Genomic DNA, 26,424 nt, shown 5'->3' on the forward strand with positions numbered 1-26,424 from the left:
CCGGTACCACCTTGCTTATCCACTGGTCAGAATGGGAATTACGCACGTGACGATGCTATTCAGGAGCTTTGCCGAGCTTGTTCCGTTCCTTTTGGTCGGTTCGGTGTTCGTCGCGGCGGTCGTCCTGGCCGTGAATTATCGCGCGATCAGGAACGCGACGCGGAGCTGGAAGTCCGTGGCGGGCACATGGCTGCTTTCCTGTTGGCTGCTGGGGGTTTGCCTGGTGACGCTCATGCCCCGGGCCGGGGGAGCGCTGCAGGAGCGCACCATTTCGTTGGTTCCCCTCGTCCACACCTTTGGCACCGGCCTCGGGGCGGGGAACTCAAACCTGGTGGAATCCCTGGCGAACGTGGCGATGTTTGCGGTGGGTGGTTTCATCATGAAGCTGGTGGCCGGATCCGCGCTGTCCAAGGTGGTCGTGCGGTGTCTGGTCCTGGCCATCTGCATCGAGGTGCTGCAATTCGCGCTGGACTTGGGGCGCGTGTCGAGCCTGGATGACGTCATCTGGGCCGGTCTTGGCAGCGCGATCGGTGCAGCGACGGCAGGACTTTTGGCCAGCAAGATGGCTGCCGCGGTCGCTTCGCCGGCGCGCTGACTTCACAGGGTCCGGGGAGTAGCATCGGGTCCACGGCTCGCCGTGTTTCAAGCGAACCAGAGGCAGGTTCGGGCGCCCGTGCGGGCACCCCCGGAAGGGAGCACCATGTCCAAGTTGATCTACACGTTCCTCGCATCGTTGGACGGCTACATTGCCGACGAGGCAGGGGGCTTTGACTGGGCCTATCCGGGTGAGGAGGTTATTGACGTCATCAACGGGATCGAGCGCGAGGTGGGCACGTACCTCTATGGGCGCACCATGTACGAAATGATGAGTGTCTGGGAGACCGATCCCTCCTTCGCCGCGCTGTCTCCCGGTAATGCCGAATTTGCCCGCATATGGCAGGGGGCCGACAAAGTTGTGTTCTCGCGCACCCTGGAATCGGTGTCCACGAAGCGCACACGGATCGAGCGCAGCTTTGACCCCGATCTCGTTCGGGGCATCAAGGCGGAGGCGGGTCAAGACCTCGGCATCTCCGGCGCCGACGTGGCGGCATCGGCCTGGCGCGCGAACCTGATCGACGAGTGCCAGGTCTTCGTTGCGCCGATGCTCGTCGGGGGCGGCAAACGGATGTTCCCCGACGGCGTCAGGCAACCGCTTGAGCTGCTGGACGAGCGCCGCTTCGCCAACGGCATGGTCTTCCTGCGGTACGCCGTGAGGCACTGACCCGAGGAGCCGTAACGCAGAAGGGGCCGGTGGCCGTGCGCACCATCGGATTGATGATGCGCACGGACACCGGCCCACTTCATGCGCCAGGGCGCATGCGGGTCGAGAGGGCCTAGAGCTGGTGGCCCATCTTGAAGCCGACTTCCTCGCCCGGATCGCCGGTCAGTGCGTCACCCGGTGCGCGGGTGTAGGAGAAGCCGTCGGCTCCGACGGTCACCTCCATCTCCGAGGAGTGGGTGCGCTCGACGACGTCCTGCGGCTTGCCGTCCAGGTCCAGGACCAGGGAGGCTTCGGTGTACCAGGACGGGACAACGGGGTTGCCCCACCAGTCGCGGCGCTGGTTGTCGTGCACGTCCCAGGTGATGACCGGGTTGTCCGGGTCGCCGGTGTAGTAGTCCTGGGTGTAGATCTCGATGCGGTGGTCATCGGGATCCAGGATGTAGAGGTAGAACGCGTTGGAGACGCCGTGGCGTCCGGGGCCGCGCTCGATGCGGTCGGACATGCGCAGCGCGCCCATCTTGTCGCAGATCTGGATGATGTTGTGCTTCTCGTGGGTGGAGAAGGCAACGTGGTGCATGCGCGGGCCGTCGCCGCCGGTCAGGGCGGTGTCGTGCACGGTGCCCTTGCGGTGCATCCAGGCGGCGTAGGTGACGCCCTGGTCGTCCTGGATGTCCTCGGTGACGCGGAAGCCCAGGTCCTCGAGGTACTTCCGGCCGCGCGGGACATCCGGGGTGACCTGGTTGAAGTGGTCCAGGCGGACCAGTTCGCCCGGGGAGTAGATGTCGTAGCGCTGGTGCAGGCGTTCGACGTGCTCGGTCTCGAAGAAGAACTCGTACGGGAAGCCCAGCGGGTCCTCCACGCGGACCGAGTCGCCGATGCCGCGCACGAAGCCTTCGGTGCGGCGCTCGGTGCGGCAACCCAGTTCCTTGTAGTACGCCTCGGCGGCGTCGACGTCGGCGTTGGAGCGCACGCGGTAGGAGAACGCAGCAACCGCCGCAATCGGGCCGAGGGTCAGCACCAGGTTGTGGTGGATGAACTCCTCGAAGGAACGCAGGTAGATCTGCTTGTCGTCCTCGTAGGACACGTGCAGGCCGAGCAGGTCCACGTAGAAGGCACGGGACTTTGCCAGGTCGGTGACCACGATTTCCATGTACGCGCAGCGCAGGATATCGGGGGCCGGGACGGAGGGCTTGGGGATGACGTTGGACATGATTCGCTCCTTTGCGGAAAAAACTGGAAAAGCGGGGGGTGGGGGAAAGCGGGTTAGGCGCCGAACTTGGGGGTGTGGACCTCACCGAGGGTGATGTGCACGGCCTGCTGGTCGGTGTAGAAGTCGATCGAGCGGTAGCCGCCCTCGTGGCCCAGGCCCGAGGCCTTCACGCCGCCGAAGGGGGAGCGCAGATCGCGCACGTTGTGGCTGTTGAGCCAGACCATGCCGGCCTCGACATCCTGGGCGAAGTTGTGGGCGCGCTTGAGGTCGTTGGTCCAGACGTAGGCAGCCAGCCCGTACTTGGTGTTGTTCGCCAGTTCCAGGGCCTCTTCGTCGGTGTCGAACGGGGTGATCGCCACGACGGGGCCGAAGATCTCCTCCTGGAAGATGCGGGCGTCGGGGGCCACGTCCACGAAAACGGTCGGGGCGACGTAGGAACCGTTTTCCTGGCCCTCGGGCAGGTTTTCCGGGCGTCCGCCGCCGGCCACGACGCGGGCCTCGGTCTTGCCGATCTCCACGTAGCTCATGACCTTGTCGTAGTGCTCCGGGTGGACCAGCGCGCCGACCTGGGTGGTCGGATCGTGCGGGTCCCCGACCTTGATGTTCTTGGCGCGGGCCGCGTAGGCTTCGACGAACTTCTCGTAGATCGGGCGTTCGACCAGGATGCGGGAACCGGCGGTGCAGCGCTCGCCGTTCAGCGAGAAGACGCCGAAGAGGGTCGAGTCGATGGCGGCGTCGAAGTCGGCGTCTGCGAAGACGATGGCCGGGGACTTTCCGCCCAGCTCCATGCTCATGCCCTTGAGGTTCTCCGCGCAGTTGCGGAAGATCAGCTGGCCGGTGGAGGATTCACCGGTGAAGGAGATCAGCGGGACCTTCGGGTGCTTGACCAGCGCGTCGCCGGCCTCCTCGCCGATGCCGTTGACTAGGTTGAAGACGCCGTCGGGCAGGCCGGCGTCCTTGAAGATGGTGGCCCACAGTGAGGCGGAGAGCGGGGTGAACTCTGCCGGCTTGAGCACCACGGTGCAGCCCGAGGCGATCGAGGGGGCGAGCTTCCAGGACTCGAGCATGAACGGGGTGTTCCACGGGGTGATCAGGCCGGCGACGCCGATCGGCTTGCGGTTCACGTAGTTCAGCTGCGATCCGGGGACCTTCAGCGCGGTATCGTGCTGCGCGACGATGAGGTCGGCGAAGAAGCGGAAGTTCTCCGCGGCGCGCTGGGCCTGGCCGCGGGCCTGGGTGATCGGCAGGCCGGTGTCGAAGGTTTCCATCTCGGCCAGGCGGTCCTCCTGGGCGACGACGGCGTCGGCGATCTTGTAGAGGACCTTGGCGCGTGCCCGGGCGCTCATGGTCGGCCACGGGCCGTTCTTGAAGGCCTCGGTGGCCGCGGCGACGGCGGCGTCGATGTCGGCCTTCTGGCCGGCGGCCGCGGTGGCGTAGGTCTGGTTGGTTACCGGGTCCAGGACCTCGAAGGTTTCCCCGCCGATGGAGTCGACGAACTGGCCGCCGATGTAGTGCTGCAGGTGTGTGGGGAGGTTCTCGGGAACGAAGTGCTTGCTCATTTACTGGCTCCTTGCCGGGTCGGGAATTGCGTCGTGCTGAAGATGTTGGGGATGCCTAGAGCGTGGAGGCCGGGAGGTTGGCCGCCGCGAGGTAGGCGTTCAGGGTGGTGGTGCGGTGGGCCCTGGCCGCCTGTTCGATTTCGGCGGCCGGGGCCTTGGCCTCGATCAAGTCCAGGAGGCGGGCATGTTCCCTCACCGATTCCCGGGCGCGGCCCGGGATGTGGGTGAAGGAGGAGGAGCGCATCACGGCCAGGCGGTTCCAGCCGCGGTGCACCAATTCCAGGATGTGCGGATTGGGGCAGTTGCGGTAGAGCACCTGGTGGAATTCGTTGTTCAGTTCGGTGAAGCGCGGGGCGTCGAAGTCGACCAGCAGATCGGCCATGGCCTGGTTGATGGCCCGGGCCGCGGCCAGCTGGTCCTCGTCGATGAACGGGGCGCTCAGCGCGGTGGCCGCACCCTCGATGATGGCCAGGGTCTGCATGGTGTGCAGGTAGAGCGTGGTGTCGGCCGCCGCCACCATGGCGCCGACGTTGCGTTCGAAGGTCACCAGGCCCTCGGCCTCGAGTCGTCGGATGGCCTCGCGCACCGGGACCACGGAGCAGCCAAGTTCCGCGGCGATGGTGCCGAGCACCAGCCGGTAGCCGGGGGAGTAGGTTCCCTCGGTGATCTTCTCGTGGAGCAGCCGGTAGGCCGACTCTGATTTGCTGGGGGCCATGACGGTTCCTAGAATTCCGGTTCGCCGTCGGCGACCCACTGGTTGTACTTCGCCTTCCAGTCCGCGTTCATCGGGAACAGGCCCTGGATCTTGTTGCCGTTCTTCACGTTCAGGAACACGAAGGTGTCCTGGCGCTCGGATTCGACGACCTCCTCGGCGATCTCCGCGGCCAGGTGCGGCGGGATGACCAGGATGCCGTCGGCGTCGGCAATCACGATGTCGCCGGGCACGATGGTGGTCCCGCCGCAGCCCACTGCAACGTCGGTGTCCCACGGCACGTGCTTGCGCCCGAGAACCGCCGGGTGCGCGCCGTTGTGGAAGGTCGGGATGTCCAGGGCGGCGACGGCGTCGAGGTCGCGGACCCCGCCGTCGGTGATGATGGCCTCGGCGCCGCGGACCTGGGTGCGCATCGCCAGGATGTCGCCCAGGGTGCCGGAGCCCTTTTCGCCGCGGGCCTCCATGACCAGGATCTCGCCCGGGCCGATGTCGTCGATCACGCGCTTCTGGGCGTTGTAGCCGCCGCCGTGGGTCTTGAAGAGGTCCTCGCGGTTGGGCACGTAGCGCAGCGTGCGTGCCGTGCCGATGACCTTGGTCATGCCCTTGGTGGCCTGCAGGCCGTCGACCGAGACGTTGTTCAGCCCGCGCTTGCGCAGGGCGCCCGAGATGGTGGCGGTGGCGACGGAGAGCAGCTTGGCCTTGACCTCGTCGGTCAGCGCCTCCTTGCCGGTGATCGGGGAATCGATGCCGGCGTCGGCGGCGGTGCCGAAGGCGTCGATCTTGTCCGCATCGGTGATCTTCGGCTGGTTGCCGAAGGCGGCGAAGGCCTCGGTGCCTTCAACCACGGTGGTGGCCAGGCGCCCGGTGGACAGGCCCGCTGCCTCGTCGTCGACCTGCACCTCGACCAGGTCGCCCGGGACGATCACCGAGGATCCGGCCGGGGTTCCGGTGAGGATCACATCCCCTGCCTTCAGCGTCATCTGCTGGGAGAGGTCGGCCACGATCTGCGCGAAGGAGAAGATGAGCTCGGCGGTCGAGGCGTCCTGGGCGATCTCGCCGTTGACCCAGGTGCGGATGCGCAGTGCAGCCGGGTTCAGGGCGGCTGCCGGCAGCAGGACCGGGCCCAGCGGGGTGTAGCCGTCGCCGGACTTGGAGCGGATGTTCGAGCCCTTGTCGGCGTACTTCATGTCGTACACGCCCAGGTCGTTCGAGGCGGTCACGAAGCCGACGTGGTTCCAGGCGTCCTCGACGGAGACGCGGCGGGCGTCGGTGCCGATGACCAGGGCGATCTCGCCCTCGAAGGCGAGCAGCTCGGTGCCGGCGGGGCGCTCGACGGTGGATCCGGAGGCGGCCAGCGAGGAGGAGGCCTTCATGAAGTACGACGGGAAAGCCGGGGTGCGGCCGCGCTGGGCGGCACGCGAGGAGTAGGAGAGATGTACAGCAAGAACCTTGCCGGCCTTGTCGAAGATGGACTGGTCGACCTGAACCAATTCGGTGGCTGTGGCGTCGCTGCTCACGGTTTCCTCCTGTTGTGTATGAAATCGTATACGATCCAGTGTGATGCGGATCTCCGCACTTGTCAAGACGTGTCGGCGAACACGTTCGGCCGGCGCCGGGGGACCGGGCCTCCGACCCCGGAATCGCGCGGAAACTTGTGTGCCGGGCGGACGAAAAAATGCGGCCCCCGGTACGTGGTCCCCTCGCCTCCGCTTGCTGCCGCCGCCCGCCCCCTGGAAGCCTAAGGCGGCGGGGCGGACACCGTCCACCGATTCGCCGACGTGCAGCCAAACCGCGCCGGCGCCCGCTCCGGGCGCAAAATGTCGGAGTGGGCCGGCAGGATTCGATAAACACGATCCCCCATCGCCGCAGGAGCCACCGCCATGCAACCCACAAGCCCCTGCCTCCCTTGGTGCGGCAAATACCCCGAGGACTGCGACGGGGACTGCCTGGCAAGAACCCGGCTGCACTCCCGGCGGCCGATGCTCCACGGCAGGAAGCGGCTGGCGGGAATCGAGGCGATGGGTGCGGAAGCCAACGAGCTGGAGTTCGTGGTCGGCACCGACGCCTGGGAGCCTGGGAGCGATGCGCCGGTGATCTGGACCTGCCTCAATTTCAGGCATGTGGTTTCCGATCGCCGGAGCGATCCCGAAGCCTCCCTGCAGACCGACGTCCCGGGCATGAGAACCATCCATGCGCAGCTTGGAAGGTTCCTGGCACTGGTTCGCAGCGGGGACGCGCACCGGTCCGAGGCTCGGCCCGGATCCGTGTCCGGGCAGGCGGGGTGGAGGGCGCAGAACCCGGCGGAGCACAACTTGGACAACTGCCAGCCGTGGTGCAGGGACCACGGAGAAGAAGGGTGCGGCCTGCGGATGACGCTGGCGCTGACCGGTGCGCGCGGTGCGGAAAACCGCCTGTACTCGACTCGCGGATCCGCCGAACCGACTACGGACCTCCTTCTCGCCCATGCCATCCATGCTCCCGGTGCCGCCGGTCGTCAGGACCGCCTACACGTGGGCCTGGACTGCTGGAACACCCGTGCCGAGACCGCGCCGGAGTACCAACGGGACCGCGCCGCCCTGCTGCCCGTGGAATTGCCCGATCTCAAGCGCATCCACACCAGGCTCGGCAAGCTGCTCGCGGACGTCGATCCCCTGCGGTAGGCCTCGCGTGCCGCCACAAGCCAATCGATCCTGCGCCTGCGGGCAAGCCGTGCAAATCACTTGGCATCGACTCGCCGCATCAGTAGCGTGGGAGACACGACACCGGCGGAAACCAGGCCGGGAACCAGTCCGGAACGACTCCCCAACGGGCAACACCATTCAGGGAGACGAGACATGACGACGAATTCCCCCGACAACAGGTCGGCACACGAGGACGACTACCCCGAGGACGCCCTGGAACAGGAAGGCGGGACGCCCTTCGAGCCGGAGGACCTCGACGGTCCGGAAGATCCGGGAACCGTCGATGCGTTCCAGGACCCCGAGTACTTGGCCGAGCACCTGCCCGAGGACGTGGAGGCGGTGCCGGGGACTCCGGAGGGCGACGGGTCCTCACCCGGTGCCCCGTCCGAGGACGAAGACCGTTTGGACGCCGGGTAGGGCGATGGACGCGCGGCCGGATCGGACCATGGTGGTTGGCTTGATGGCCGACGCCGGCATGCCGCTGGTCCGTGCCCTGGAATTGGAGAAGACGCTGCCCGAGCAGTTGCGGTCACGGTTGGATTCGGCCGCCGGGTGGGAGTTGGAGGTCGCGGAGTTCTCCCTTCCCCTGGACGCCAGCGGAGAGGTGGAACTCAACGAGCATGCCCAAAAATTGCGCGAGGCGGGGCAGTGGGACTACCTGGTCTACCTGACGGACCTGCCCAAGTACGAGAACGGCGAGCCGGTCGCGACCAGCCGGAACACCGGCTCCCGGTCCGCCGTCGTGGTCCTGCCCGCGCTGGGCATCGTGCGACGGAAGCGGCTGCAGCGCGCGGTGGTCCAGGTCCTGGCCGCCCTGCACGGCGTCGGTGACCCTTATCTCCGCGACGACGGCCGGGTGCCCGCACGCGTGGACCCGTTATCCATCGAGCGCCGGATCAAGGCGGACGGGGCCGAGGACGACTCCTTCGAAACCGTCAAGGGCCTCCGGGGCCGCCTGCTCCTGCTGGTGGGCATGGTGCGCAGCAACAGGCCGTGGCGGCTGGTTCCCAGTCTGTCCACTGCCATGGCCGCGGCCCTGGCCACCGGTGCCTTTGGCATCTTCTACACCAGCATCTGGAGCATGGCCGACTACCTGCCGCCCCAGCGTCTGTCCCTCATCACCCTGCTCTCGGTCATGGTCATGGGTTCCTGGTTGGTGTTCCACAACGGCCTGTGGGAACGCCCCGTCGGCGACCGCCATCGGGAGAAGCGGGTGATCTACAACCTGGCAACGCTGTTGACCATCCTCTCGGCGATCCTGCTGATGTACCTCGCATTGTTCGCCGTCATCCTCGCCGGCGCCCTGGTTATCATCGATGCCCAGTTCCTGGCCCTGGAGCTGGGCCACGGGGTGGGCTTCGGCGAGTACCTGAACCTGTCTTGGCTTTCCGCGTCGCTGGGAACCATCGCCGGCGCCCTGGGGTCCAGCCTGGACAACGAGGAATCCGTGCGCAAGGCAACCTACAGCCGACGGGAGTACGAACGGCGGCGGATCAGGCTGTCGGATGACGCCGAAGGCGGCACGTAGCCACACGAACCGGAACGCCGAAAGCACGCCAACGAAGGAGAAAAATGAAACTTTTCACCAAGCTTCTGACCATTGCCCTCTCGCTCCTGGCTGGACTGGCCGGGGCGCGGATCTCCGGCGCGGTGTGGAAGCGGGCCACCGGCGAACAGCCTCCCGCCGTGACCAACCCGGAATCGCAACAACGAACGAAGATCGGAAAGGTGCTGGCCTTCGCCGTGTTCTCCGGAGCCACGGCATCGGTCGTCCAGGCCGTCACCAAACGCTGGACGCAGAATCTGATCGAGAAGAAGAGGACCCCGTAGGCAGGTGGAGAAGAAGGGAATTCACGATGGAACATCGGGACAATGACACGACCGACGCGGCGGAAGCGCCGCGCGTCGCCGCCGGGGACCGGTCCCCTGAACCCGAGGACGAGGCAACGCCCTCGGCGGAGCAGGAGGTCAAACCGGGCATCAACCAGGACCGCTCCACAACGGGGGCCTTTTCCTCCGAACCGGACGAGGAGGCGTCCGGAACCGACTAGTCGTAGCGGCCCCGCCGACCGCGTCCGCCGGGGCCGCGCATTCATTGATCACCGCGGGGCTTTGCCCTAGCGTAAATCGTGCGAACACAACGCCCACGAAGACTGGAGGATTTCCCATGGATGAGCGCGAACCCCTCAAGCCCGATTCCGAAGCCCAGCTTTCCCCGGACAACCCCGTCACCCGCCACCCCAGGATCTCGCCGCCGAAACAGGACCAGCCCGAACCTGGCTTGGACGCCAAGCTCGATCCCCAGGCCGACCACGGCGAAAAATCATATGTCGGGACGGGCCGGCTCAAGGGACGCAAGGCGCTGATCACCGGAGGCGATTCGGGCATCGGGGCGGCCGTGGCAATCGCCTTCGCCAGGGAGGGGGCGGATGTCGCCATTGCCTACCTGCCGGCGGAGGCCGAAGACGCCCGCAAGGTCATCGGCGTGATCGAGGCCGAGGGGCGCGTGGGCATCGGCCTGGCCGGCGACCTCCTCGACGCCGGCTACCGCAACTCGCTGGCAGACGAGGCGGCGGAGAAACTCGGGGGCCTGGACATCCTGGTCAACAACGCCGGCAAGCAAATCGCCATCGAGAACCTCGAGGACCTTGACGACGAACAGATCCTGCAGACGTTCCAGGTCAACGTCCTGGCCATGTTCACCGTCACCCGCGCGGCGCTCAGGCACCTCCCGGCCGGCTCCAGCATCATCAACACGACCTCGGTCCAGGCCTACGACCCGTCGCCGACGCTGTTGGACTACGCCTCGACGAAGGCGGCGATCAACGCGTTCACCAAGGGACTGGGCGTGCAGCTGGCGCCTCGCGGAATCCGGGTCAACGCCGTGGCCCCTGGGCCCGTCTGGACCCCGCTGCAGGTCTCGGACGGCCAGCCGAAGGACGCCTTGCCGAAGTTCGGTCACAACGTACCGCTCGGCCGGGCTGGGCAACCCGTTGAGCTGGCCCCGGCCTACGTCTTCCTGGCGTCTGCCGAATCCAGCTACGTGGTCGGGGAAACGCTGAACGTCAATGGCGGCAAGTCGACTCCCTGAGTCCGGTTTCCGGGCGGGCAAACCAAGAGGAGAATCCACGATGGATAAACACGACCTTCCCACGGGAGGGGAGCCAGAAGCGGAAACGCGCGGGAGCGAAGTCGAAGCTGATCCGTTGAACCTTCAGCAGGACGATCCCGAATGGTCCGATATCCCCGATGAGCCCGAGGCTCACGCCGGTAAGGCTACGGCCCGACCCTCAGACACCGAAATCGACATCGACAGACAGGAAAATATCGCGATGGGCAACAAATCAGCCTTCGACCCAGAGAACGAACAAGCGCCGGAGTCCGACGAATCGGCAGTGTCTGAAACCGTTGATGCCGTGGCCACCTCCAACCCCGATCCGGTCAAGCAAAAAATCACAGGGCTGGAACCAGGAGGCGGAGTCCCTCCGGGCGAGACGCCCCCGGGTGAGGGAACGATGAGCCAGGACCAAGGGCACGAAGAGTAGCCTCGCAACGCGAGCAACAGCGCGTGCCCTTTGGACTTTGGTTTGTCCTCGACCGGAGCCTCGGCTCCAGTCGGGGACAAAATCGTGCAGGGGAGTGAACTGGATCTTGCCACCACGGTGAAGTGCGCCAAGTTCCGCGTCCACGAAATATGCGCCGACCAATTTTGCACGCCGGGCACGCAAGCTGAAGCGGCCGTCGCCTGGCACTCGCAGACTGATGCCGCGTCCCCGGCCTTCGGAGGCATAACAGGGGACCTAAGGCGTCAAACGGGTGGGCTGGAGCTCCCCGGTGACGCAATCGCCGGGGAAGGCGTTGCCCTTGCCCGTTTCCTGTTTCCGCTGGGCACTCCCGCTGGTTGGTGCCGTATGCTCCGCGGGAGCATACGGCGCACTACGGGCTATGCTTCGAACCGGTAGCCCATACCTGGTGCTGTCAAGAGATGCCGGGGGTTTGCGGGGTCTTCCTCAAGCTTGCGTCTGAGCTGTCCCACGTAGATGCGCAGGTAGTGGGTTTCCTTTTCGTAGAGCGGCCCCCAGACCTCGCTGAGGATCTGTTGCTGGGACACAAGCCTTCCCCGATTTTCGACGAGTAATTGCAGCACGCCCCATTCACGCGGGGTGAGACGGATTCGGTGTCCTGCACGGGAGACGGTCGCAGCCATCAAATCGATCTCCAGATCGCCTGCTTCCACCGTCCCGGCCTCACGGACGGGCCAGGAACGCCGCTCGACGGCGCGGAGCCTGGCCAAGAGCTCATCCAGGCCGAAAGGCTTGGTGACGTAGTCATCGGCCCCGGCATCGAGTGCCTCGACTTTGTCGGAGGAGCCATGGCGGGCCGAGAGCACGATAATGGGCAGTTCTGTCCAGACTCGCAGCCTGCGGATGACCTCGGTGCCGTCCATGTCCGGCAGCCCGAGGTCGAGCACGAGTACGTCCGGGGGCTGGGAAGCAGCTGCCCGCAGCGCTTTGGCGCCGTCGGGTGCGGTCGTGACGGCATAGCCTTCGGCCTCAAGATTGATCTGCAGGGCGCGGACGAGCTGGGGTTCATCGTCTACCAGCAGGACGTTTTTCATACGGAGTCCTTGAACGTTGCCAACCCTGTGTAAAGCGGCAGCCTGATGGACATGGTGAGTCCGCCCCCGGGCGTTGGCTCGGCCACGAGCTGACCCTCCATGGCCTCGATAAAACCCTTGGCCACCGCCAGTCCAAGGCCGATGCCTGCATCGGGGGACGCGTCGTCGAGTCGCTGAAAAGGCTGGAACATTGCCACGACCCGGTCCGCGGGCACGCCGTCGCCATGGTCCACGACGCGCAGTTCACCAAAGGGACGGCCGTCAGGCCAAACATGCAGGCTGCCTCCGACCGTGGCACGCACCGCAATATCGGTGCCCGAGGCGTACTTCACCGCGTTCTCCACGAGGTTGGCCAACGCCCTCTCAAGCAACCCGCGATCCGCGTCCACCGGTGGCAGGTTGGGGGCCAGTTCCGCACGCACGGCCCCGTCCGGGACCCCGGCAAGCGCTTCGGGAACAACTTCGAGCCACGTGACGGGTTCGTGCAGCACCTGGACGCTGTCGCTGGAAAGCCGCGACATGTCCAATAAGTTCCCCACCAGTCCCTTGAGCCGGTCGGTGAAGCTCTGAACCGCGTCCAGCATCTCTTCCTGCTGCTCCACGCTGGTCTTGGACCGCTGACGGCGCAGCGCGGTCAGGGCGAGTTCGATACCGGCCAGAGGAGTTCGCAGGTCATGTGAAACTGCCCGCAGGATCGACGTCTTGACCCGGTTTCCTTCGATGAGCTTGATCGAATCACGTAGCCGCAGGATGAGCCGCTCACGCTCCAACAACGCCGCAAGATGTGCCTCATAGGCGTTTAGCAGGCGCCGATCACCGCCGGTCGGCGCCGATTGGTTCAACCCGACTGCCAACCCGGGACGAGGTTGGTCAAGGGTCGTGGCGGCGTCCGGAAACTGCGGCGCGTCCGGACCGGCCGAGGCACGCAGCCGCCACAATCCGTCATCAACGCCTTCGAAGACGCTGACCCCGTTGAGTTGGAACTGCCCGCGCAACTGGTCGAGGAACTCCTCCGAACTTTGGTCGCCGGCCAGGGAGGTGCGCGCCAACTCGCTCAGCGTGGCTGCCTCGGCGCTGGAGAGGGCTGCTGCCCGGGACCGGCGGGCGGAGAGTCCCACGACCAGGGCCACGGTAATCCCGACCCCCAAATAGACCAACAGGACAAAGAAATCCTGCGGGTCGTTGACCGTCAGCGTGCCCACGGGATGGGTCACGAAATAGTTCAGGAACAATGCGTCCAGGACCGCCGCAAGCACCGCCGGCCACAGCCCTCCGACGAAGGCCACCACTATCACCGGGCACAGCCTGGCCAGTGCATGGGTCGCAAGGTTCAGCTCGTCGAACGGAGAGAGCAGAAACGTCATTCCCGCGGGCAGAATCAACGCAAGAAGGAAACCCGACAAGGTGCGCATCGGGCCCAGCCCGGAGCCGGCGGGACCCGCTCTCCCGATGCTTCTGCCGCGGATCATTCACCTATTATGCCCGACGAAGGCGAATCTTTACGGGACCCTTACGCCAAACCCCGCCGAGCGCCCATCGGCCGGAGGTAACGTCGAATTGTGTTGAAGCCCGTCTCAAGAAACCTGGTCCCAAAGCGGGGCAGCAGTCGTTTGCCGCCCCGTTGGGTCGGGATCCTGAAGCGGGTAGTGCTTCACCCGGTGCGCCTGGTTCCGCTTGCCTACCTGTGCATGATTTCAATCGGCACACTCCTGCTGATGCTCCCCGCGGCCCGCACCGCGCAAGCCGATGAGGGATTCATGCCGGCATTGTTCACCTCCGTCTCGGCGGTGTGCGTGACGGGACTGATCACCGTGGACACCCCGACGTTCTGGACGCCCTTTGGGCACGCCGTCATCCTTGGCCTCATCCAGGTCGGCGGATTCGGCATCATGTCGCTTGGAACACTCCTGGCCCTGTTGCTCCGGAAGAAGATCGGGCTCCACGGACAACTCGTTGCGCAGTCCGAGACGCACACCCTCAATCTGGGCGACGTGCGGGATGTGCTCTTCCGGGTAGCCCGGATCATGCTGTTCTTCGAAGGAGCCGCAGCCATCCTGCTCACGGGCAGGTTTTGGGTTGCCTATCACGAAAATCCGCTTACCGCCCTGTGGCACGGCGTCTTCCATGCGGTCTCCGCCTTCAACAACGCGGGCTTTGCCCTTTACAGTGACAACCTCATCGGCTTCGCGCAGGATCCATGGATCATCATCCCCATCTGCCTCGCCTTGATCGCTGGTGGACTCGGGTTTCCCGTCTTCATCGAGCTCAGGCGGCAAGGATTCAGGCTTGGGTCGTGGACGGTGCATACCCGCCTCACCATTTTCGGCACCATCGCCCTCCTGATCCTCGGAACGGTCCTGTTTGCCGCCGTCGAATGGAACCGGCAGGAAACCCTGGGCGGATTCTCCCCGGGAGGCAAGCTGCTCGCTGCGTTGGCCGGTGGGGTGTTCCCCCGAACCGCCGGCTTCAACAGCATCGACTACGCCGCCGCCGCGCCCGAAACGCTTTTCATCACCGACATCCTGATGTTCATCGGCGGCGGCAGCGCGGGCACCGCCGGCGGCATCAAGGTCGCGACCTTCCTCGTCCTGGGCTTCGCCATCTGGAACGAGATCCGCGGCAACGAACAGGTCAACATCGGCAACCGGAGCATCTCATCCTCGGTGCAGCGCCAGGCCCTCACGGTCGCCCTGCTCGGCGTCGCCGCGGTCATCATTGGGACACTCCTGCTGCTCACCTTTACGGACCACGGCTTGGACAAGACGCTGTTCGAAGCGACCTCGGCCTTCGGAACCGTCGGGCTCAGCGCCGGCATCACGGCAGGCCTGCCGGCGAATGCCCAGCTGGTGCTCATCGTCCTGATGTTCCTCGGCCGGATCGGAACCATCACCGTGAGCACCGCGCTGGCTCTCTCCCTTCGGTCCAGGCTCTTTCGGCTGCCTGAGGAGCGGCCCATCATCGGCTGACGATCAAGCCGCCGTTCCCGGTTCAGGGGTAGGCGTTTCGTGGGTGTTTTGCTCCCGGGGAACTTCTCCTTCGACGACTGCGGGCCCCCCTTTCTCGGTTGGTCAGGGACATCCGGGTGCGCACGGCCTCGGGGCGCGTCCAAGGTGCGTCCGGGACGGTGGCGCGGATGACGTAGGTGCCTTGGAGGGGGCCTCGCACTGGATGGATTTGGTGGAGCCACTCCGATGCGCTGGCACCCCCCCCGTCCGCGCCCCATCCGAACCGCGCAGCTGACCGCGCGACCCGTCAGGTGCAGGCCAACGGCGGGTTCACGGTATGAAGCAAGGCAACGCCGTGCTGTATCCCTCGGGATCAGGCCTCCAGGAATGCGACGGCCGCGTTCTTGAACTCGCGGCTGGTCACCGCATTGGCATGGTCGCGATTGGCCAGCCACAACACGGACTTCTCGGTGTCGCGGGTGGCGAGCAATTCGGTGAGCCGCGGCATGGTCGTGGCCAGCGAGTCGCCGTCGCCGGCCACCAGCAGCGTAGGCATGGTGGGGATCATTTGCTCGGGGGAGAAGGGCTCGGTCTTGATGGCCTCGATCATGCTCATGAGCGAGAACATGTCGTTGGATTCCACGGTCATCGCCATGCGCAGCAAGTCGGCCGTCGACTCGTCGGCGATCGAGGTGCCGTCGGCCAGGTAGCGCTGGGCCGCGTCGAGGTCGAAGGCCGCCAGCGGGTCGATGCTTGCCGGCCCGCCGAGCACCAGCCGGTTGACCACTTGCGGCTGGGTGCCGCCGAATTCCCACGCCAGGCGCGCGCCGAGGGAATAGCCGACCAGATCGACGCCGCTAAGTGCGTCGCTTGTCGAGAGCGTGGTGACACCGTGGTCCATCAGCAGCTGCAGCAAATCCGCGCGCATCCGGCTCGGCGTGTAGGCGTCCAGGTCCTCGGGGGCCGGGGAGGTGCCGTGGCCGGGCAGGTCGACGGCCAGAACCTTGCGCCCGGCTTCGGTGAGGCTGCGGATCCACCCGGACTTCACCCAGTTCAGCTCGCTGGAGGAGGCAAAGCCGTGCAGCAGGACCACCGGGCGCTGCGCCGTGGGGGAGCCGGGCTCGTAGACGGTCAGGCCCAGGGCGTTGGCGGTGCCTTCGACAAGGTGCTCATGTGTGGATTCCATGAGGCAGATCCTTCCAGAATAGTGGTGGCTTGGCGAGTTGCTTCGACGCCCCGGAGGTGAGCCGGGCCGGCGCCCGCCGGTCCATGGGGAGCGACTCCTACAGCGCCAGGAGTCCTTTGGCGTTCCGTGCCGCGATGGAGGTGCCGGAAAAACCCTCCAGCCAGGCGCGCAGTGCCGTGGACTCCGGCGGGACATGCGCGCGGATGCTTTCCTCCAGATACACGCCCAGGAGCCTGCCGACGCCGTGCTGGGCATGTTCCAAGCGGGGCAGCAAATGGGCGAGCACCTCGCGGGTCGCGGTGGCCGCGGAGCCGGAGATGCCGGCGGCATCTGCCAGCGACGCGGCCCAGCGCGAAAGGACGCATGCCCGGGCACAGTGCGCCAGGGCTGCGGCAAAGGGTTCTGCTCCCATGCGCTCCGGGATCGCCAGCGCGAACAGCTCGGAGGCACGGATGCGGACCTCGGCCCGCCTGGCGGCCAGGCCCAAGGCCAGGAGTTCGGCGGTCGGCCCCTCCCACCGTCCGGCATGCACCTCCAGTGCGGCCAGGACGGCATCCTCCACCTCCGGGTCGGGTGTCTCCATCGCGCGGTTCAGCCAGGAGACGGACGCGGCGGCCAGCGACAGGGTGCTGGGCGGGAACTCCATCGCGCTTTGGCGGATTTCCAGTGCGGAGGCAACCTGGAAGGCGTCGGTGGCGGACGGAATGATGCTGGGGAACTCCGCTGACGCCCGGCCGGGGGGACCTGCGTCGGCCTTGACCTTCCACCAGGTGTAGCTCCGCAGCTTCCCGCCATCCTTGAACGTCGAGGTCTCGGATTTCCAGCGGAGGCGGAGGGTGGCGGGGTGCCCCTGTCCCGCGACTGCCAGTCCCGCCTCCAGCAGGTGGCCGTCAATGGCAAACGGCGCGCGGGCCCGTGCGGCGGCCACCCACCAGGCTGCGTTGTTGATTGCCGCCGGCGGGCCGCCCAAGGCGTACGCCATGGCGTGGCCGGCCTCCGTGCCCGCGGGGCGGACATCGGCCTTTTGCAGTTGTTCGAGTGCGGCGGGACGATTCTCCGGTGCCAGGCGCAGCAACGCGGCCAGGGTGTCGAAATGAAGGGGCTCCATGCCTGCCGCGTCGTTGGCCAGGAAACGGGCAACCAGCGCGGCGGGCTCGATCCAGCCGCATGTTGCGGTGGGCGTCGCCAGCAGCACCCGGGGCTCCGCGCGTGCCTGCAGGATCTCCACGACTTCCCGGACCCGCTTGTACAGCACCGGAACGATCGAGCGGTCTTCGGGCCAGGAAACCGTCGGCTCCCGGTCTTGCCCCGAGCGCCGCACGCGCGTCGGCGGCTTGAACCTGAAGTCCGGACCGGCACCGGCAAGGATCAGTTCCGCCACCACGTTTTCGTTGTCCCCGCCGAGTTTGGCCGCACGCCGGGCCAACGGGCGCAACAGTTCGCAGGCGTCCCGGGAGGCCAGCCGGGACAGGGCCAATTCGAAGGCAACCGGGTCGCCGGGATTTTCCAGTAGCCCTGCCAGGTGCTCCGGCATCTCGGACTCGGCCCAGTCGGGCACCGGAACGGGGTGCGGCCACGGCGGTTGCCGCGGCACCTCAGCACCGGTTGGTCCCGCCGGGGAGGCGAGGGCATCCGGGGACCCGGAGGAAGCGGCCCGGGGCAGGTGCGCTGCGAACTCGATGGACACGGCGGGCGACAAACCCCGCGACCCGGCACGCAGCAGGTCATCCCGGCCGAAATCCGCCAGCAAGGCGGTGGCCGCCCGCTGCACGTCGTGGTGTGGGTGGTCCATCCCCACTTGGGCGGCGGCAAAAAGCCGGGTCCCGGCAACGCCTGCAGCGTTGCCGGCCAGGGACCGAAGAATGGCCAGGACCTTCAGCGCCGAGGTCTTGGGGGCGGCAAGGGCGGGCGCGGCATGGCGGATGAACCCCTCGGAATCAAGCGTTCCCGCCCGGTGCAACAGTTGTGCTTGCCGCACCGCCAGCGCCGTGGTGGCGGAATTGTTCGAGGCCAGCAGGCGGAGCAGCTCGCCCTGGTTGTTTCGGGCTTCGGCGGCGTCGGGCGCCAGTGCGTCATGCAGCCTGGAAAACCAGCCGGCGCGGTAGGCGGAGAAATCCCGGTTCAACGCCTCGAGGCAGCTGCGCAGCACGCGCGATCGCTCGAGGGTTCCCTCGGCTACCAGCGCCAGGATGGTAGCCGTCCAGGTATGGTTCTCGTCGCTGTACTTGTCGACGTTTGCCAGGGAGATCTCCCCGCCGCCCTCCACCTCGAAGAACCGCCAGAAAACATGTTCGCGCAGGTAGTCGTCGTGCCTCAGCATGAACTTCCGGACCCCGCCGGTGTCGGAGCGTCCGCCGAGGTGGCCCACGGCCGCCAGGACGTAGTCGTCGTCGTGCGCCAATTGCACGCGGTGGAAGAGTTCGGCCAGCCGCACGGACACGAAGTCCCGGCGCTGCGTCCATCTCCTTGACAGCTCCCGGATGTCTTTCTCGGCGTACGCCGTGGGCTCGGCGGGGTCGGTGACCTTGAGCAGCTGCTCATTCAGGGACGCCAGATCGGTGCCCGGCCGCCCAACCAGGTCATCGAGGTCCTGGTCGAATTCCCACCACTGGTAGGGCCGCCTGCTCACGGTTCCAGCCCGCCGGGCACCTGGGGTGTGCGGGCTGCACCCGTTGCCGGAAACCCGGTCCCCGGGTGCACGATGCGGGTGGCCAGGATGTGCTTGCAGGGGCCGCGCCCGTCGCGGTGGGTTGCAAACCAGGGACAGCTGCAGCTGTCGGATCCGCCGTCCCGCTGATGCACCACGTACTCGTTGCCACCCGAATGCACCGTGAACCCACGGCCGTCCGCCCCGCCGCGCGGTTCGCCCCACGCGGCCGGCAGGGGCCGTACGGCTTCGAGGGACACCAGCCTCTGCGCGTCGGCCAGGCGAGGGTTCTGTCCCGTCGCGAAGGCGGTGTCCAGGGGCAGGGGGCGATGGAAGTAGCTTCCTTCGGCGACGTCGAAGCCGACCTGCCCGGAGATTGCCAGCACCGCGAGCGCGTCCGTCACCGCAGGTATGCGGAGCCCTGTTCGCCGGCCCAGCTCCGGGATGTCGATGGAGGAATCGAGGGCCAGGGCAGCGTCGAGAAGCAATGCATCCCGGGGAGCCGAGGCGGAGGACAGCCGGTGCAGCACCCCGCCCTCGCCGGAAAACCCGCGCGACTTCCCTGGGCTGAGCGTCAGGCTCAGGCGGGCGCCGGGCATGTCCAGCACCCAGCAGCTCGCCGCGGGCAGCGACCCGGCATCGATGTCCGGTCCGTAGGCGCGCAGGCCCGTGGCAAAACGCAACAACGGCCCAAGGGCCAACAGGCGTTCGGGACCGGCGAGGCACACGGCTCCCGGGGCGGGCCGCGAGGCCGTGCGCAGAGATCGGGCTGCCCGGGCGGCCCACAACACCGTGCCGGTGGAGCTGGTGCGGGGCAGGGATCCGATGAAGCGCTTGGCTTCCGCGGGCCCCAGCTCGTGACGCAGTTTCATTGCGGTGCCCGAGGCCTGGACCTCGCACAGGCCCCTGAGCCAGCGGTTCGGCAGCTCGACCCGTTCCTCGGTCCGCTCGGAATCCATGGTGCGCACCCGCACTTCGGCTTCGCCGATGGCCAGGTGCAGGGGTTCGCCGTGGCGAAGCCCGGCCAGCGCCTGGCGCAGGGGTGGGTTGATGTCGATGTTCGTCACTCCGCCGGCCGTGAACTCGGTGTCCAGCGATGCGGCCGGGATATCGAGCCGGGCGTGGACACCGCAGCAGGCGCTGAAGGATTCGAAGCGCAACCCCGCGGGCGTCGAGGTGATGACCGGATCCGCCGCGCGCAGGATGGCGGCGAGCATTCCGGGCGGCACGTAGAACCGGGTACGGGCTACCCTGGCCACCACGAGCAGGGCCTCGGCCACGGCCAGGGGATTCGCGGGGAACCCGGCGTAGAAATACGGATTGGCAACCGGCGTTCGGTTCGCGTCCATCCCGCCGCTGGTGGCCAGGTGCATGCGGGCCGTCCCCGCCTGGTCCTCCAGGATCGAGACTCGGCCATACCGGTAGCACTGCTCGACCGACTGCCGGCCGGGAAATTCCGGGGTCGTGAGGGGTGTGCTCATGGACGGGTCACCTTCTCGCGATGGCCACCTGCGGGAGGCCGCGTGGGCTCATTGGTCCCATGCTAACCGAGACGGTCGGCCGATAGGTGTTCGAGCGCCTGAAAATGCTCGACCACCGGGAACGGCTCGTAGAAGCGGTGAAGCAGGCGCTTCCATTCCAGGTAGTTCGCCGAACCCCGGAAGCCTATGGTGTGGGCTTCGACCGACTCCCAGGAGACCAGCAGGAGGAAATGGTTGGGGGTCTCGATGCTGCGTGAGAGCTGTAGGCCGAGGTAGCCATCGGTGGCGGAGATGAGCGGGCGCGCCTGTTCGAAGGCGGCCATGAATTCCTCTTCCATTCCGGCGATGACTGGCAACAATGCGTGTTCGGTGATCATGGTTCCCAGTCTGCACCAGTGGCGCGCACCGACGCGAAACGGAGTCGCGGACCTGTGTGTCCGCGCCACAACACCGCTGCGCCCACCCCGGCACGGGAGCCGGGGTGGGCGCAGCGATCTGCGGGTCAGCGGTCCGCTGCTCCGGATTCGAGCAGGGCCTTGAGCTTCCTCAGGTCCTTGCCCATGGCCCGGCGCATCATGGGGGCCATCAGGAAGCCGGCCACCTTGGAAAAGCCTGCCGGCTCGCCGGTGTTGGCCAGCACCATGCGGGTTGCCGAGCCCTCGTCGCTCCACGTGTAGGTGGTTTGCATGGGGAAGGGTCCCTGGGAGGTGCGCATGACCAGCCTGCTGCCGGGCACCCACTCGATGAACTCGTAGGTGTACTTCAGCTCGCGCCCCAGGAAGCGGGCCCCGAAATCCACGAGCGTGCCGACGCCCACGGGCGGGCCGCCGCGGTGAACGGCCGAGCCGATGTTTGCATACCACGTGGGTGCATTGTCGGGATCGGCCGCGAACCCGGCCACGGCCGCGCGCGGCCGCTGGATCACGATCTCGCACTTGACGTCGACCATTGGCGCTCCTTAGGTGTTCCGGCCCGCTCAGCGGGCGGAAACTTCCCGGCCGGTGAAGGCAACCAGGCGATCGAGGCTGGCGGCGGATTCGTCGACCAGGGTCTCCTCGGCAAAGCTGGCGCCGCGCATCTGCGGGCTGATGGTGTTGCGAGCCAGCGACAGGACGTAGTCAGAGAGTCCCGGGGCGACCTCCAGCTCGGCTCCGGTGGCCGTGGCCAGGTCCCAGGCGTGGACCAGGAACTCGAGGTTCAGGATGTTCGCGACCATGGTGGCGGGCAGTTCGGCGAAGCCCATGTCGATGGTGCCCTCCAAGCCACGCTTGGTGAACGCCTCGAGCGTCGCCTGTGCGGCGTCGGCCACGCGGGCCTCGGCCGAGGCGGACGGGTCATCGAGCAGTTCCAGGCCCAGGGCCTTCCCGATGCCGGCGACGGAACCGACCAGGTGGTCCACCAGCTGGGTGACGCTGAAGTTTTCGCACGGCGTGGGCAGGCCGTTGTCGGTCGGCTTGAGCTGGTGCAGGACGCGCTGGACGATGGCCAGCGTGGCCTCGGCGCTGCTGAGCTCGTTGATCGGGTCCGGAAGTGCCGCCCAGTCGTCGGCTCCTGCGTCGCCGTCGGTGGCGAAGCGGACCAGCCGGTCCATGAAGTGGTTCCAGCCCTCGGTGTGTCCGGCGACTTCCTCGGGGGCCAGGCCCTCGTGCAGCAGGGTGAGCTTGGTGCCGCCGTCGGCCGGCTCCAGGGTGATGGTGACGGTCGAGGTCGCGGATTCGCTGCCCTCCCAGCCCCAGTCAAAGACCAGGCGCTTGCCGGGCTCGACCTCCGTGATCTGCCCGGCAGCCGAATGGCCGGGGGTGATGGTCCAGCGGTATTCGCCGCCGGCGCGCAGGTCCATGCGGGCGGCGACGGTTTGCCAGCGGCGTAGCCGCTCGGGCCGGGTCACCAGTTCGAAGGCTGCCTCGGGATCGATCGGAAGGAAAACGGACTTTTCAATGGACATGGGGAATCTCCTTGGTGTTTTTTAAGATTGCAGGCCCGTGGCCTCGGCCACCAGCAGGTCCAGCTCCGAAGTCCAGAACGACTCCAGCGCCCGGCGCAACGTGGCCATCCCGGCAGGGTCAAGCCGGTAATACCGGTTGCGGCCCTCTTTCCGGGCCGTGACCAGTCCGACCTCTGCCAGCAGCAGCAGGTGTTGGGAGATGGCCGAGCGGGTCACGGGGAAGCGTTCGGCCAGTTCGCTGACGGTGCGTTCCCCGTCGGCAAGGATTTGGAGCAGGGCGCGCCTGGTGGGTTCAGCGGCGGTTTCCAGAACGTCAGGCACAAAAGATACGTTAGCGCTCACTAACGTATTGCGCAACCCCTTTGCTGCCACGGGCGTCGACTTCTCGCCGGTATTCCGCGTCACAGGGCTTGTGGCGGGCCGCGCGGCACCGTATTCTTAGTTCTGGTCAACATGACACTAACTAGGAAGGTGGATCGGTTGCCGTTTTCGAACGTGGCGGAACGCCGCGAACAACCGCCGGCCCTGGCCGTGTCCACGGTGATCTTCTCGCTGCGCGACGACGAACGCACCGGGCGCAAAAGCCTGTGGCTTCCCCTGGTCCGCCGCACCCGCGAACCCTTCCGCGGCCAGTGGGCACTGCCCGGCGGCCCGCTCGGGCCCCGAGACTCGCTGCTGGACGCCGCGGCGAACAACCTGCGCGACACCACCGGGCTGGTCCCGCGCTACCTCGAACAGCTCTACGCGTTCGGCGACCTGGACCGCTCGCCCACCCGCCGGGTGGTCTCCATCGTCTACTGGGCGCTGGTCCGCGAGGACGACCCCCACGACACCGCCACCTCGGTCCTGCTCGATGACCCCAACGTCGCCTGGTTCCGCGCCGATGACCCCGAGGTGCTGGGAAACCTGGCCTTCGACCACCGCCAAATCATCGAGTACGCGCTCTGGCGGCTGCGCAACAAGGTCGAGTACGGCTCGATCGCCCACCGGCTGCTCGGCGAGCGCTTCACCCTCGCCCAGGTCCGCGAGGTCTACGAGGCCGTGCTGGACAAGGAGCTGGACCCGGCGAACTTCCGCCGGACGTTGCGCAGCACCCCCGATATCGCGGAAACCGACGAATTCCTCTCCGGCGGCAAGCACCGCCCCCCGCGCCTTTATCGCTACACCGGCTCAACCACCCACCCCCTTGAGAGCGAGAACATCTCATGAGCAGCATCAACGCCACCCTGCAGACCCTGAAACTCGTTTCGCCCGAGGCCAGCTGCAACACCGACCTGACCAAGGGCCCCTGGCTCTTCGACAACGGCGAGGCGGACTACGGACCGGGCGCCTCGCAGCAGGACGTGGCCCCGGCCGCCACCCCGCGCCAGGGGGATATCCCGGCCGAGTACCGCGAGGCCTCCGACGAGGAGCTCACCTCCCGCATCCTGGCGGCCAAGGAAAAGCTCGGCGAGCGCCTGGTGGTCCTGGGCCACCACTACCAGCGCGACGAGGTCGTGCGCTTCGCCGACTTCGTGGGGGATTCCTTCCAGCTGGCCAACGCCGCGCTGACCCGCGAAAAGGCCGAGTACATCGTCTTCTGCGGCGTGCACTTCATGGCCGAGACCGCCGACGTGCTCTCCACCGACGATCAAAAGGTCATCCTGCCCAACCTGGCCGCCGGCTGCTCGATGGCGGACATGGCCGACGAATCCTCCGTCGAGGAATGCTGGGAACAGCTCATGGACCTCTATGCGGATGAAAAGACGGAGGACGGCAAGGCCGCGGTCATCCCGGTGACCTACATGAACTGCTCTGCCGCGCTCAAGGCCTTCGTGGGCAAGCACGGCGGGATCGTGTGCACCTCCTCCAACGCCGCCACGGTGCTCGAGTGGGCGTTCGAGCGCGGCCGCCGCGTGCTCTTCTTTCCGGACCAGCACCTGGGCCGCAACACGGCCAAGGCCATGGGCGTGCCGCTGGAACAGATGCCGATGTGGAACCCGCGCAAGCCCCTGGGCGGCAACGACGCCCAGGTGATGCTCGATTCGAAGGTCATCCTGTGGCACGGGTTCTGCTCGGTGCACAAGCGCTTCACCGTCGCCCAGATCGAGCGGGCCCGCGCCGAGCACCCCGGGGTGCGGATCCTGGCGCACCCGGAGTGCCCGATGCCGGTGGTGGACGCGGCCGACGAGGCAGGATCCACCGACTACATCCAGAAGGCAGTGGCCAACGCGCCGGCCGGTTCGGTCTTCGGCATCGCCACCGAGATCAACATGGTCAACCGGCTGGCCGCGCAGCACCCCGAGCACACCATCTTCTGCCTGGACCCGGTGATCTGCCCCTGCTCCACCATGTACCGGATCCACCCCGGCTATCTCGCCTGGGTGCTCGAGGCCCTGGTGGACGGGGTCGTGCTGAACCAGATCACCGTGCCCGCGGAGGTCGCGGCCGACGCGAAGGTGGCCCTGGAGCGGATGCTGGCGGCACGGCCGTGAACGGCACCGAGCTTGTCGTCGTGGGCTCCGGGGTCGCAGGGCTCTACGCCGCACTGACCGCCGCCGTCCGCGGACTCTCCGTCACGCTGCTGACCAAGGACAAGCTGGAGGACTCCAACTCCTGGTACGCCCAGGGCGGGCTGAGCGCCGTGGGCCCGTCGGGGGCGGCAGCAGGGGACTCGATCGCCAGCCACATCGCCGACACGCTCACCGCCGGGGCGCAATTGAACGACGCGGACGCGGTGGCGATCATGTGCACCTCCGCGTGGGGACACGTGCGCCGGCTCGTGGACTTCGGTGCCGAATTCGACACCGACGCCTCCGGCGCCTTTTCCCTGGGCCTGGAGGCCGCGCACGCGCACCCGCGGATCCTGCACGCCGGCGGGGACGCCACCGGCAAGGGGCTGGCCAGTGCGCTGATCCTTGCCTGCCGCGCGCAGCAGGCGGCCGGGCGGCTGGAAATCCGTGAGCATGCCTTCGTCACCGACTTGCTCACCGAGGAGAACCCGTACGCCGACCCGGCCACGGACGATGCAACCACGCTGGTCACCGGCGTGCGCGTGCTCGGGGCGGACGGGGCCGGCGAGGACCTGCCCGCCCGTGCAGTGCTGCTGGCCACCGGCGGGGCGGGACAGCTCTTTGCCGCCACCACCAATCCGCAGGGCGCCACCGGCGACGGGGCCGCCCTGGCCTACCGGGCCGGCGCGATGATGGCCGATGCCGAATTCATCCAGTTCCACCCCACCCTGGTCAGCCCCGGCGGCTTCATGGTCTCCGAGGCCGTGCGCGGGGAGGGAGCCGTGCTCCTTGACGAGCACGGCAAGCGCTTCATGCAGGACATCCACCCCGATGCTGAACTGGCTCCCCGCGACGTGGTGGCCCGCGCCATCCACGCCGTGCGCGCCCAGGGGGGCACGGTCCACCTGGACGCCCGCGGCGTGGAGGCCAGGCACGGTGCCGGGTTCCTGCCCCGACGCTTCCCCTCCATCACCAAGGAACTCGCAAAGCTGGGCTACGACCTGGCCGCCGAACCGGTCCCCGTCACCCCGGCCGCCCACTACTGGATGGGCGGGATCCTCACCAACGACACCGGCGCCAGCACGCTGCCCGGGCTCTTCGCCGCGGGAGAGACCGCCTGCACCGGCGTGCACGGCGCCAACCGGCTGGCCTCCAACTCGCTGCTCGAGGGACTCGTCTTCGCCTGGCGCACCGTGGTGAACCTGCCCGCCGACGCCGCGGCCGCCACCGCCCTGGCCGGTGCCGTGAGCAACGGCGCGGTCATCAAGATGATTGCCGCCCGGCCCGCCGGAGCAGCGCAAACCGTTGGCCTCGACCACGACCTGGACGAAACCGCCACCGAGGAAGTCGAGCTTTCCGCGCTGCAGGACCTGGCACAGGCGCACCTGGGCGTCGAGCGCACCGCCGAGGGCCTGCGCACCGCCCTGGCGCAACTGGCACGCTGGCGCGCCACCGGAAAGGACCGCGCCGCGCATGAGCGCGCCAACCTGCTCACCCTCGCCACGCTCATCGCCACCGCCGCACTGGAGCGGGACAATTCGATCGGCGCGCACTACCGCTCCGACGCCATCGCCTCCCCGCAACCGGTCAACGGCCACCTGCCCCGCAACGCCCGGGCCCTGCCCGCTGCCGCCCCCACCCCGAGCCTAAGGACGAAGACCCTTGTCTAGCACCCCCGCCCCCGCCC

General features: G+C 67.3%; 26 protein-coding genes. 13 read left to right on the top strand and 13 right to left on the bottom strand.

The window, feature by feature from the left end:
- Positions 1-52 precede the first annotated feature (52 nt).
- A complete protein-coding gene (locus ACIPVK_RS10280) occupies positions 53-595 on the top strand; it encodes a VanZ family protein (protein WP_407611945.1) in 543 nt (180 codons plus the stop codon).
- A 105-nt stretch (positions 596-700) separates the two neighbouring features.
- Positions 701-1,261: a dihydrofolate reductase family protein gene (locus ACIPVK_RS10285; RefSeq protein WP_407611878.1), complete on the top strand. Its 561-nt coding sequence runs from the start codon at positions 701-703 to the stop codon at positions 1,259-1,261.
- Between the two features lie 112 nt (positions 1,262-1,373).
- Here the strand turns inward: ACIPVK_RS10285 and hpaD are convergent, their stop codons facing one another.
- From hpaD to ACIPVK_RS10305, 4 genes are read right to left on the bottom strand one after another with little or no spacing between them, the layout of a single operon-like run.
- A complete protein-coding gene (gene hpaD / locus ACIPVK_RS10290; RefSeq protein WP_407611879.1) occupies positions 1,374-2,471 on the bottom strand; it encodes a 3,4-dihydroxyphenylacetate 2,3-dioxygenase in 1,098 nt (365 codons plus the stop codon).
- Between the two features lie 53 nt (positions 2,472-2,524).
- Positions 2,525-4,030: a 5-carboxymethyl-2-hydroxymuconate semialdehyde dehydrogenase gene (gene hpaE / locus ACIPVK_RS10295; RefSeq protein ID WP_407611880.1), complete on the bottom strand. Its 1,506-nt coding sequence runs from the start codon at positions 4,028-4,030 to the stop codon at positions 2,525-2,527.
- Positions 4,031-4,085: 55 nt separating this feature from the next.
- Positions 4,086-4,745 carry a GntR family transcriptional regulator gene (locus tag ACIPVK_RS10300; protein WP_407611881.1) on the bottom strand — a complete coding sequence of 220 codons (660 nt, stop codon included), beginning with the start codon at positions 4,743-4,745 and terminating at the stop codon, positions 4,086-4,088.
- Between the two features lie 8 nt (positions 4,746-4,753).
- Positions 4,754-6,259, bottom strand: coding sequence for a fumarylacetoacetate hydrolase family protein (locus tag ACIPVK_RS10305; protein ID WP_407611882.1), 1,506 nt, complete (start codon positions 6,257-6,259; stop codon positions 4,754-4,756).
- 363 nt (positions 6,260-6,622) lie between these two features.
- Between ACIPVK_RS10305 and ACIPVK_RS10310 the strand changes: the two genes are divergently transcribed.
- The 7 genes from ACIPVK_RS10310 to ACIPVK_RS10340 all read left to right on the top strand — a co-directional run bounded on the left by ACIPVK_RS10310 (position 6,623) and on the right by ACIPVK_RS10340 (position 10,968).
- Positions 6,623-7,402: a hypothetical protein gene (locus tag ACIPVK_RS10310; RefSeq protein ID WP_407611883.1), complete on the top strand. Its 780-nt coding sequence runs from the start codon at positions 6,623-6,625 to the stop codon at positions 7,400-7,402.
- A 174-nt stretch (positions 7,403-7,576) separates the two neighbouring features.
- Complete coding sequence (locus tag ACIPVK_RS10315; RefSeq protein ID WP_407611884.1) at positions 7,577-7,840, top strand: hypothetical protein; 264 nt, start codon at positions 7,577-7,579, stop codon at positions 7,838-7,840.
- A 28-nt stretch (positions 7,841-7,868) separates the two neighbouring features.
- On the top strand, positions 7,869-8,951 hold the full coding sequence (locus ACIPVK_RS10320; RefSeq protein WP_407611885.1) for a hypothetical protein: 1,083 nt from the start codon (positions 7,869-7,871) through the stop codon (positions 8,949-8,951).
- A 44-nt stretch (positions 8,952-8,995) separates the two neighbouring features.
- The gene (locus tag ACIPVK_RS10325) at positions 8,996-9,253 is read left to right on the top strand and encodes a DUF4235 domain-containing protein (RefSeq protein ID WP_407611886.1); all 258 of its coding nucleotides are present in this window, start codon (positions 8,996-8,998) and stop codon (positions 9,251-9,253) included.
- Between the two features lie 26 nt (positions 9,254-9,279).
- On the top strand, positions 9,280-9,474 hold the full coding sequence (locus ACIPVK_RS10330; RefSeq protein WP_407611887.1) for a hypothetical protein: 195 nt from the start codon (positions 9,280-9,282) through the stop codon (positions 9,472-9,474).
- A gap of 116 nt (positions 9,475-9,590) precedes the next feature.
- Positions 9,591-10,514 (top strand): SDR family oxidoreductase, encoded by a 924-nt coding sequence (locus ACIPVK_RS10335; protein WP_407611888.1) that lies wholly within the window; start codon positions 9,591-9,593, stop codon positions 10,512-10,514.
- 40 nt (positions 10,515-10,554) lie between these two features.
- The gene (locus tag ACIPVK_RS10340; RefSeq protein ID WP_407611889.1) at positions 10,555-10,968 is read left to right on the top strand and encodes a DUF6480 family protein; all 414 of its coding nucleotides are present in this window, start codon (positions 10,555-10,557) and stop codon (positions 10,966-10,968) included.
- 398 nt (positions 10,969-11,366) lie between these two features.
- Here the strand turns inward: ACIPVK_RS10340 and ACIPVK_RS10345 are convergent, their stop codons facing one another.
- Together ACIPVK_RS10345 and ACIPVK_RS10350 are read right to left on the bottom strand one after the other, a co-directional pair.
- Entirely contained in the window at positions 11,367-12,041 is a 675-nt protein-coding gene (locus ACIPVK_RS10345; RefSeq protein ID WP_407611890.1) for a response regulator, read from the bottom strand.
- Positions 12,038-13,510, bottom strand: coding sequence for a DUF4118 domain-containing protein (locus ACIPVK_RS10350; protein WP_407611891.1), 1,473 nt, complete (start codon positions 13,508-13,510; stop codon positions 12,038-12,040). The genes ACIPVK_RS10345 and ACIPVK_RS10350 overlap by 4 nt, the downstream gene beginning before the upstream one ends.
- A 177-nt stretch (positions 13,511-13,687) precedes the next feature.
- On the opposite strand from ACIPVK_RS10350, the gene ACIPVK_RS10355 reads away from it, so the two are divergent.
- Positions 13,688-15,007, top strand: a complete 1,320-nt coding sequence (locus ACIPVK_RS10355) for a TrkH family potassium uptake protein (protein WP_407611892.1) — start codon at positions 13,688-13,690, stop codon at positions 15,005-15,007.
- 352 nt (positions 15,008-15,359) lie between these two features.
- Here ACIPVK_RS10355 and ACIPVK_RS10360 read toward each other — a convergent pair whose 3' ends face one another.
- The 7 genes from ACIPVK_RS10360 to ACIPVK_RS10390 all read right to left on the bottom strand — a co-directional run bounded on the left by ACIPVK_RS10360 (position 15,360) and on the right by ACIPVK_RS10390 (position 22,566).
- On the bottom strand, positions 15,360-16,172 hold the full coding sequence (locus ACIPVK_RS10360) for an alpha/beta hydrolase (protein ID WP_407611893.1): 813 nt from the start codon (positions 16,170-16,172) through the stop codon (positions 15,360-15,362).
- Positions 16,173-16,269: 97 nt separating this feature from the next.
- Positions 16,270-18,801, bottom strand: coding sequence for a DUF6493 family protein (locus ACIPVK_RS10365; RefSeq protein WP_407611894.1), 2,532 nt, complete (start codon positions 18,799-18,801; stop codon positions 16,270-16,272).
- A complete protein-coding gene (locus ACIPVK_RS10370) occupies positions 18,798-20,300 on the bottom strand; it encodes an SWIM zinc finger family protein (RefSeq protein WP_407611895.1) in 1,503 nt (500 codons plus the stop codon). Before ACIPVK_RS10370 ends, ACIPVK_RS10365 begins: the two co-directional genes overlap by 4 nt.
- A 62-nt stretch (positions 20,301-20,362) precedes the next feature.
- On the bottom strand, positions 20,363-20,677 hold the full coding sequence (locus ACIPVK_RS10375; RefSeq protein ID WP_407611896.1) for an antibiotic biosynthesis monooxygenase family protein: 315 nt from the start codon (positions 20,675-20,677) through the stop codon (positions 20,363-20,365).
- A gap of 125 nt (positions 20,678-20,802) precedes the next feature.
- Complete coding sequence (locus tag ACIPVK_RS10380) at positions 20,803-21,249, bottom strand: SRPBCC family protein (RefSeq protein WP_407611897.1); 447 nt, start codon at positions 21,247-21,249, stop codon at positions 20,803-20,805.
- Between the two features lie 27 nt (positions 21,250-21,276).
- Entirely contained in the window at positions 21,277-22,245 is a 969-nt protein-coding gene (locus ACIPVK_RS10385) for a TIGR03086 family metal-binding protein (RefSeq protein ID WP_407611898.1), read from the bottom strand.
- A 21-nt stretch (positions 22,246-22,266) separates the two neighbouring features.
- Positions 22,267-22,566 (bottom strand): ArsR/SmtB family transcription factor, encoded by a 300-nt coding sequence (locus ACIPVK_RS10390; protein ID WP_407611899.1) that lies wholly within the window; start codon positions 22,564-22,566, stop codon positions 22,267-22,269.
- A gap of 159 nt (positions 22,567-22,725) precedes the next feature.
- Here ACIPVK_RS10390 and ACIPVK_RS10395 point away from each other — a divergent pair, with 159 nt between their 5' ends.
- From ACIPVK_RS10395 to nadB, 3 genes are read left to right on the top strand one after another with little or no spacing between them, the layout of a single operon-like run.
- Positions 22,726-23,454, top strand: a complete 729-nt coding sequence (locus ACIPVK_RS10395) for an NUDIX hydrolase (protein WP_407611900.1) — start codon at positions 22,726-22,728, stop codon at positions 23,452-23,454.
- Entirely contained in the window at positions 23,451-24,719 is a 1,269-nt protein-coding gene (gene nadA / locus ACIPVK_RS10400; RefSeq protein WP_407611901.1) for a quinolinate synthase NadA, read from the top strand. Before ACIPVK_RS10395 ends, nadA begins: the two co-directional genes overlap by 4 nt.
- Positions 24,716-26,407, top strand: a complete 1,692-nt coding sequence (nadB, locus tag ACIPVK_RS10405) for an L-aspartate oxidase (protein ID WP_407611902.1) — start codon at positions 24,716-24,718, stop codon at positions 26,405-26,407. Before nadA ends, nadB begins: the two co-directional genes overlap by 4 nt.
- The last annotated feature ends 17 nt before the right edge of the window (positions 26,408-26,424 follow it).

Origin of the sequence: Paeniglutamicibacter sp. MACA_103 (genome assembly GCF_045798555.1) — a bacterium.
Taxonomy (GTDB): domain Bacteria; phylum Actinomycetota; class Actinomycetes; order Actinomycetales; family Micrococcaceae; genus Paeniglutamicibacter.

What these genes read in the sequence shown, in the direction of transcription:
- ACIPVK_RS10350 (WP_407611891.1), bottom strand. Translation starts at nt 13,510, where the DNA reads ATGATCCGCGGCAGAAGCATCGGGAGAGCGGGTCCCGCCGGCTCCGGG.
- ACIPVK_RS10335 (WP_407611888.1), top strand. Translation starts at nt 9,591, where the DNA reads ATGGATGAGCGCGAACCCCTCAAGCCCGATTCCGAAGCCCAGCTTTCC.
- hpaD (WP_407611879.1), bottom strand. Translation starts at nt 2,471, where the DNA reads ATGTCCAACGTCATCCCCAAGCCCTCCGTCCCGGCCCCCGATATCCTG.
- ACIPVK_RS10280 (WP_407611945.1), top strand. Translation starts at nt 53, where the DNA reads ATGCTATTCAGGAGCTTTGCCGAGCTTGTTCCGTTCCTTTTGGTCGGT.
- ACIPVK_RS10300 (WP_407611881.1), bottom strand. Translation starts at nt 4,745, where the DNA reads ATGGCCCCCAGCAAATCAGAGTCGGCCTACCGGCTGCTCCACGAGAAG.
- nadA (WP_407611901.1), top strand. Translation starts at nt 23,451, where the DNA reads ATGAGCAGCATCAACGCCACCCTGCAGACCCTGAAACTCGTTTCGCCC.
- ACIPVK_RS10380 (WP_407611897.1), bottom strand. Translation starts at nt 21,249, where the DNA reads ATGGTCGACGTCAAGTGCGAGATCGTGATCCAGCGGCCGCGCGCGGCC.
- ACIPVK_RS10325 (WP_407611886.1), top strand. Translation starts at nt 8,996, where the DNA reads ATGAAACTTTTCACCAAGCTTCTGACCATTGCCCTCTCGCTCCTGGCT.
- ACIPVK_RS10345 (WP_407611890.1), bottom strand. Translation starts at nt 12,041, where the DNA reads ATGAAAAACGTCCTGCTGGTAGACGATGAACCCCAGCTCGTCCGCGCC.
- ACIPVK_RS10320 (WP_407611885.1), top strand. Translation starts at nt 7,869, where the DNA reads ATGGTGGTTGGCTTGATGGCCGACGCCGGCATGCCGCTGGTCCGTGCC.
- ACIPVK_RS10370 (WP_407611895.1), bottom strand. Translation starts at nt 20,300, where the DNA reads ATGAGCACACCCCTCACGACCCCGGAATTTCCCGGCCGGCAGTCGGTC.
- ACIPVK_RS10340 (WP_407611889.1), top strand. Translation starts at nt 10,555, where the DNA reads ATGGATAAACACGACCTTCCCACGGGAGGGGAGCCAGAAGCGGAAACG.
- ACIPVK_RS10375 (WP_407611896.1), bottom strand. Translation starts at nt 20,677, where the DNA reads ATGATCACCGAACACGCATTGTTGCCAGTCATCGCCGGAATGGAAGAG.
- ACIPVK_RS10285 (WP_407611878.1), top strand. Translation starts at nt 701, where the DNA reads ATGTCCAAGTTGATCTACACGTTCCTCGCATCGTTGGACGGCTACATT.
- ACIPVK_RS10360 (WP_407611893.1), bottom strand. Translation starts at nt 16,172, where the DNA reads ATGGAATCCACACATGAGCACCTTGTCGAAGGCACCGCCAACGCCCTG.
- ACIPVK_RS10330 (WP_407611887.1), top strand. Translation starts at nt 9,280, where the DNA reads ATGGAACATCGGGACAATGACACGACCGACGCGGCGGAAGCGCCGCGC.
- hpaE (WP_407611880.1), bottom strand. Translation starts at nt 4,030, where the DNA reads ATGAGCAAGCACTTCGTTCCCGAGAACCTCCCCACACACCTGCAGCAC.
- ACIPVK_RS10310 (WP_407611883.1), top strand. Translation starts at nt 6,623, where the DNA reads ATGCAACCCACAAGCCCCTGCCTCCCTTGGTGCGGCAAATACCCCGAG.
- ACIPVK_RS10315 (WP_407611884.1), top strand. Translation starts at nt 7,577, where the DNA reads ATGACGACGAATTCCCCCGACAACAGGTCGGCACACGAGGACGACTAC.
- ACIPVK_RS10385 (WP_407611898.1), bottom strand. Translation starts at nt 22,245, where the DNA reads ATGTCCATTGAAAAGTCCGTTTTCCTTCCGATCGATCCCGAGGCAGCC.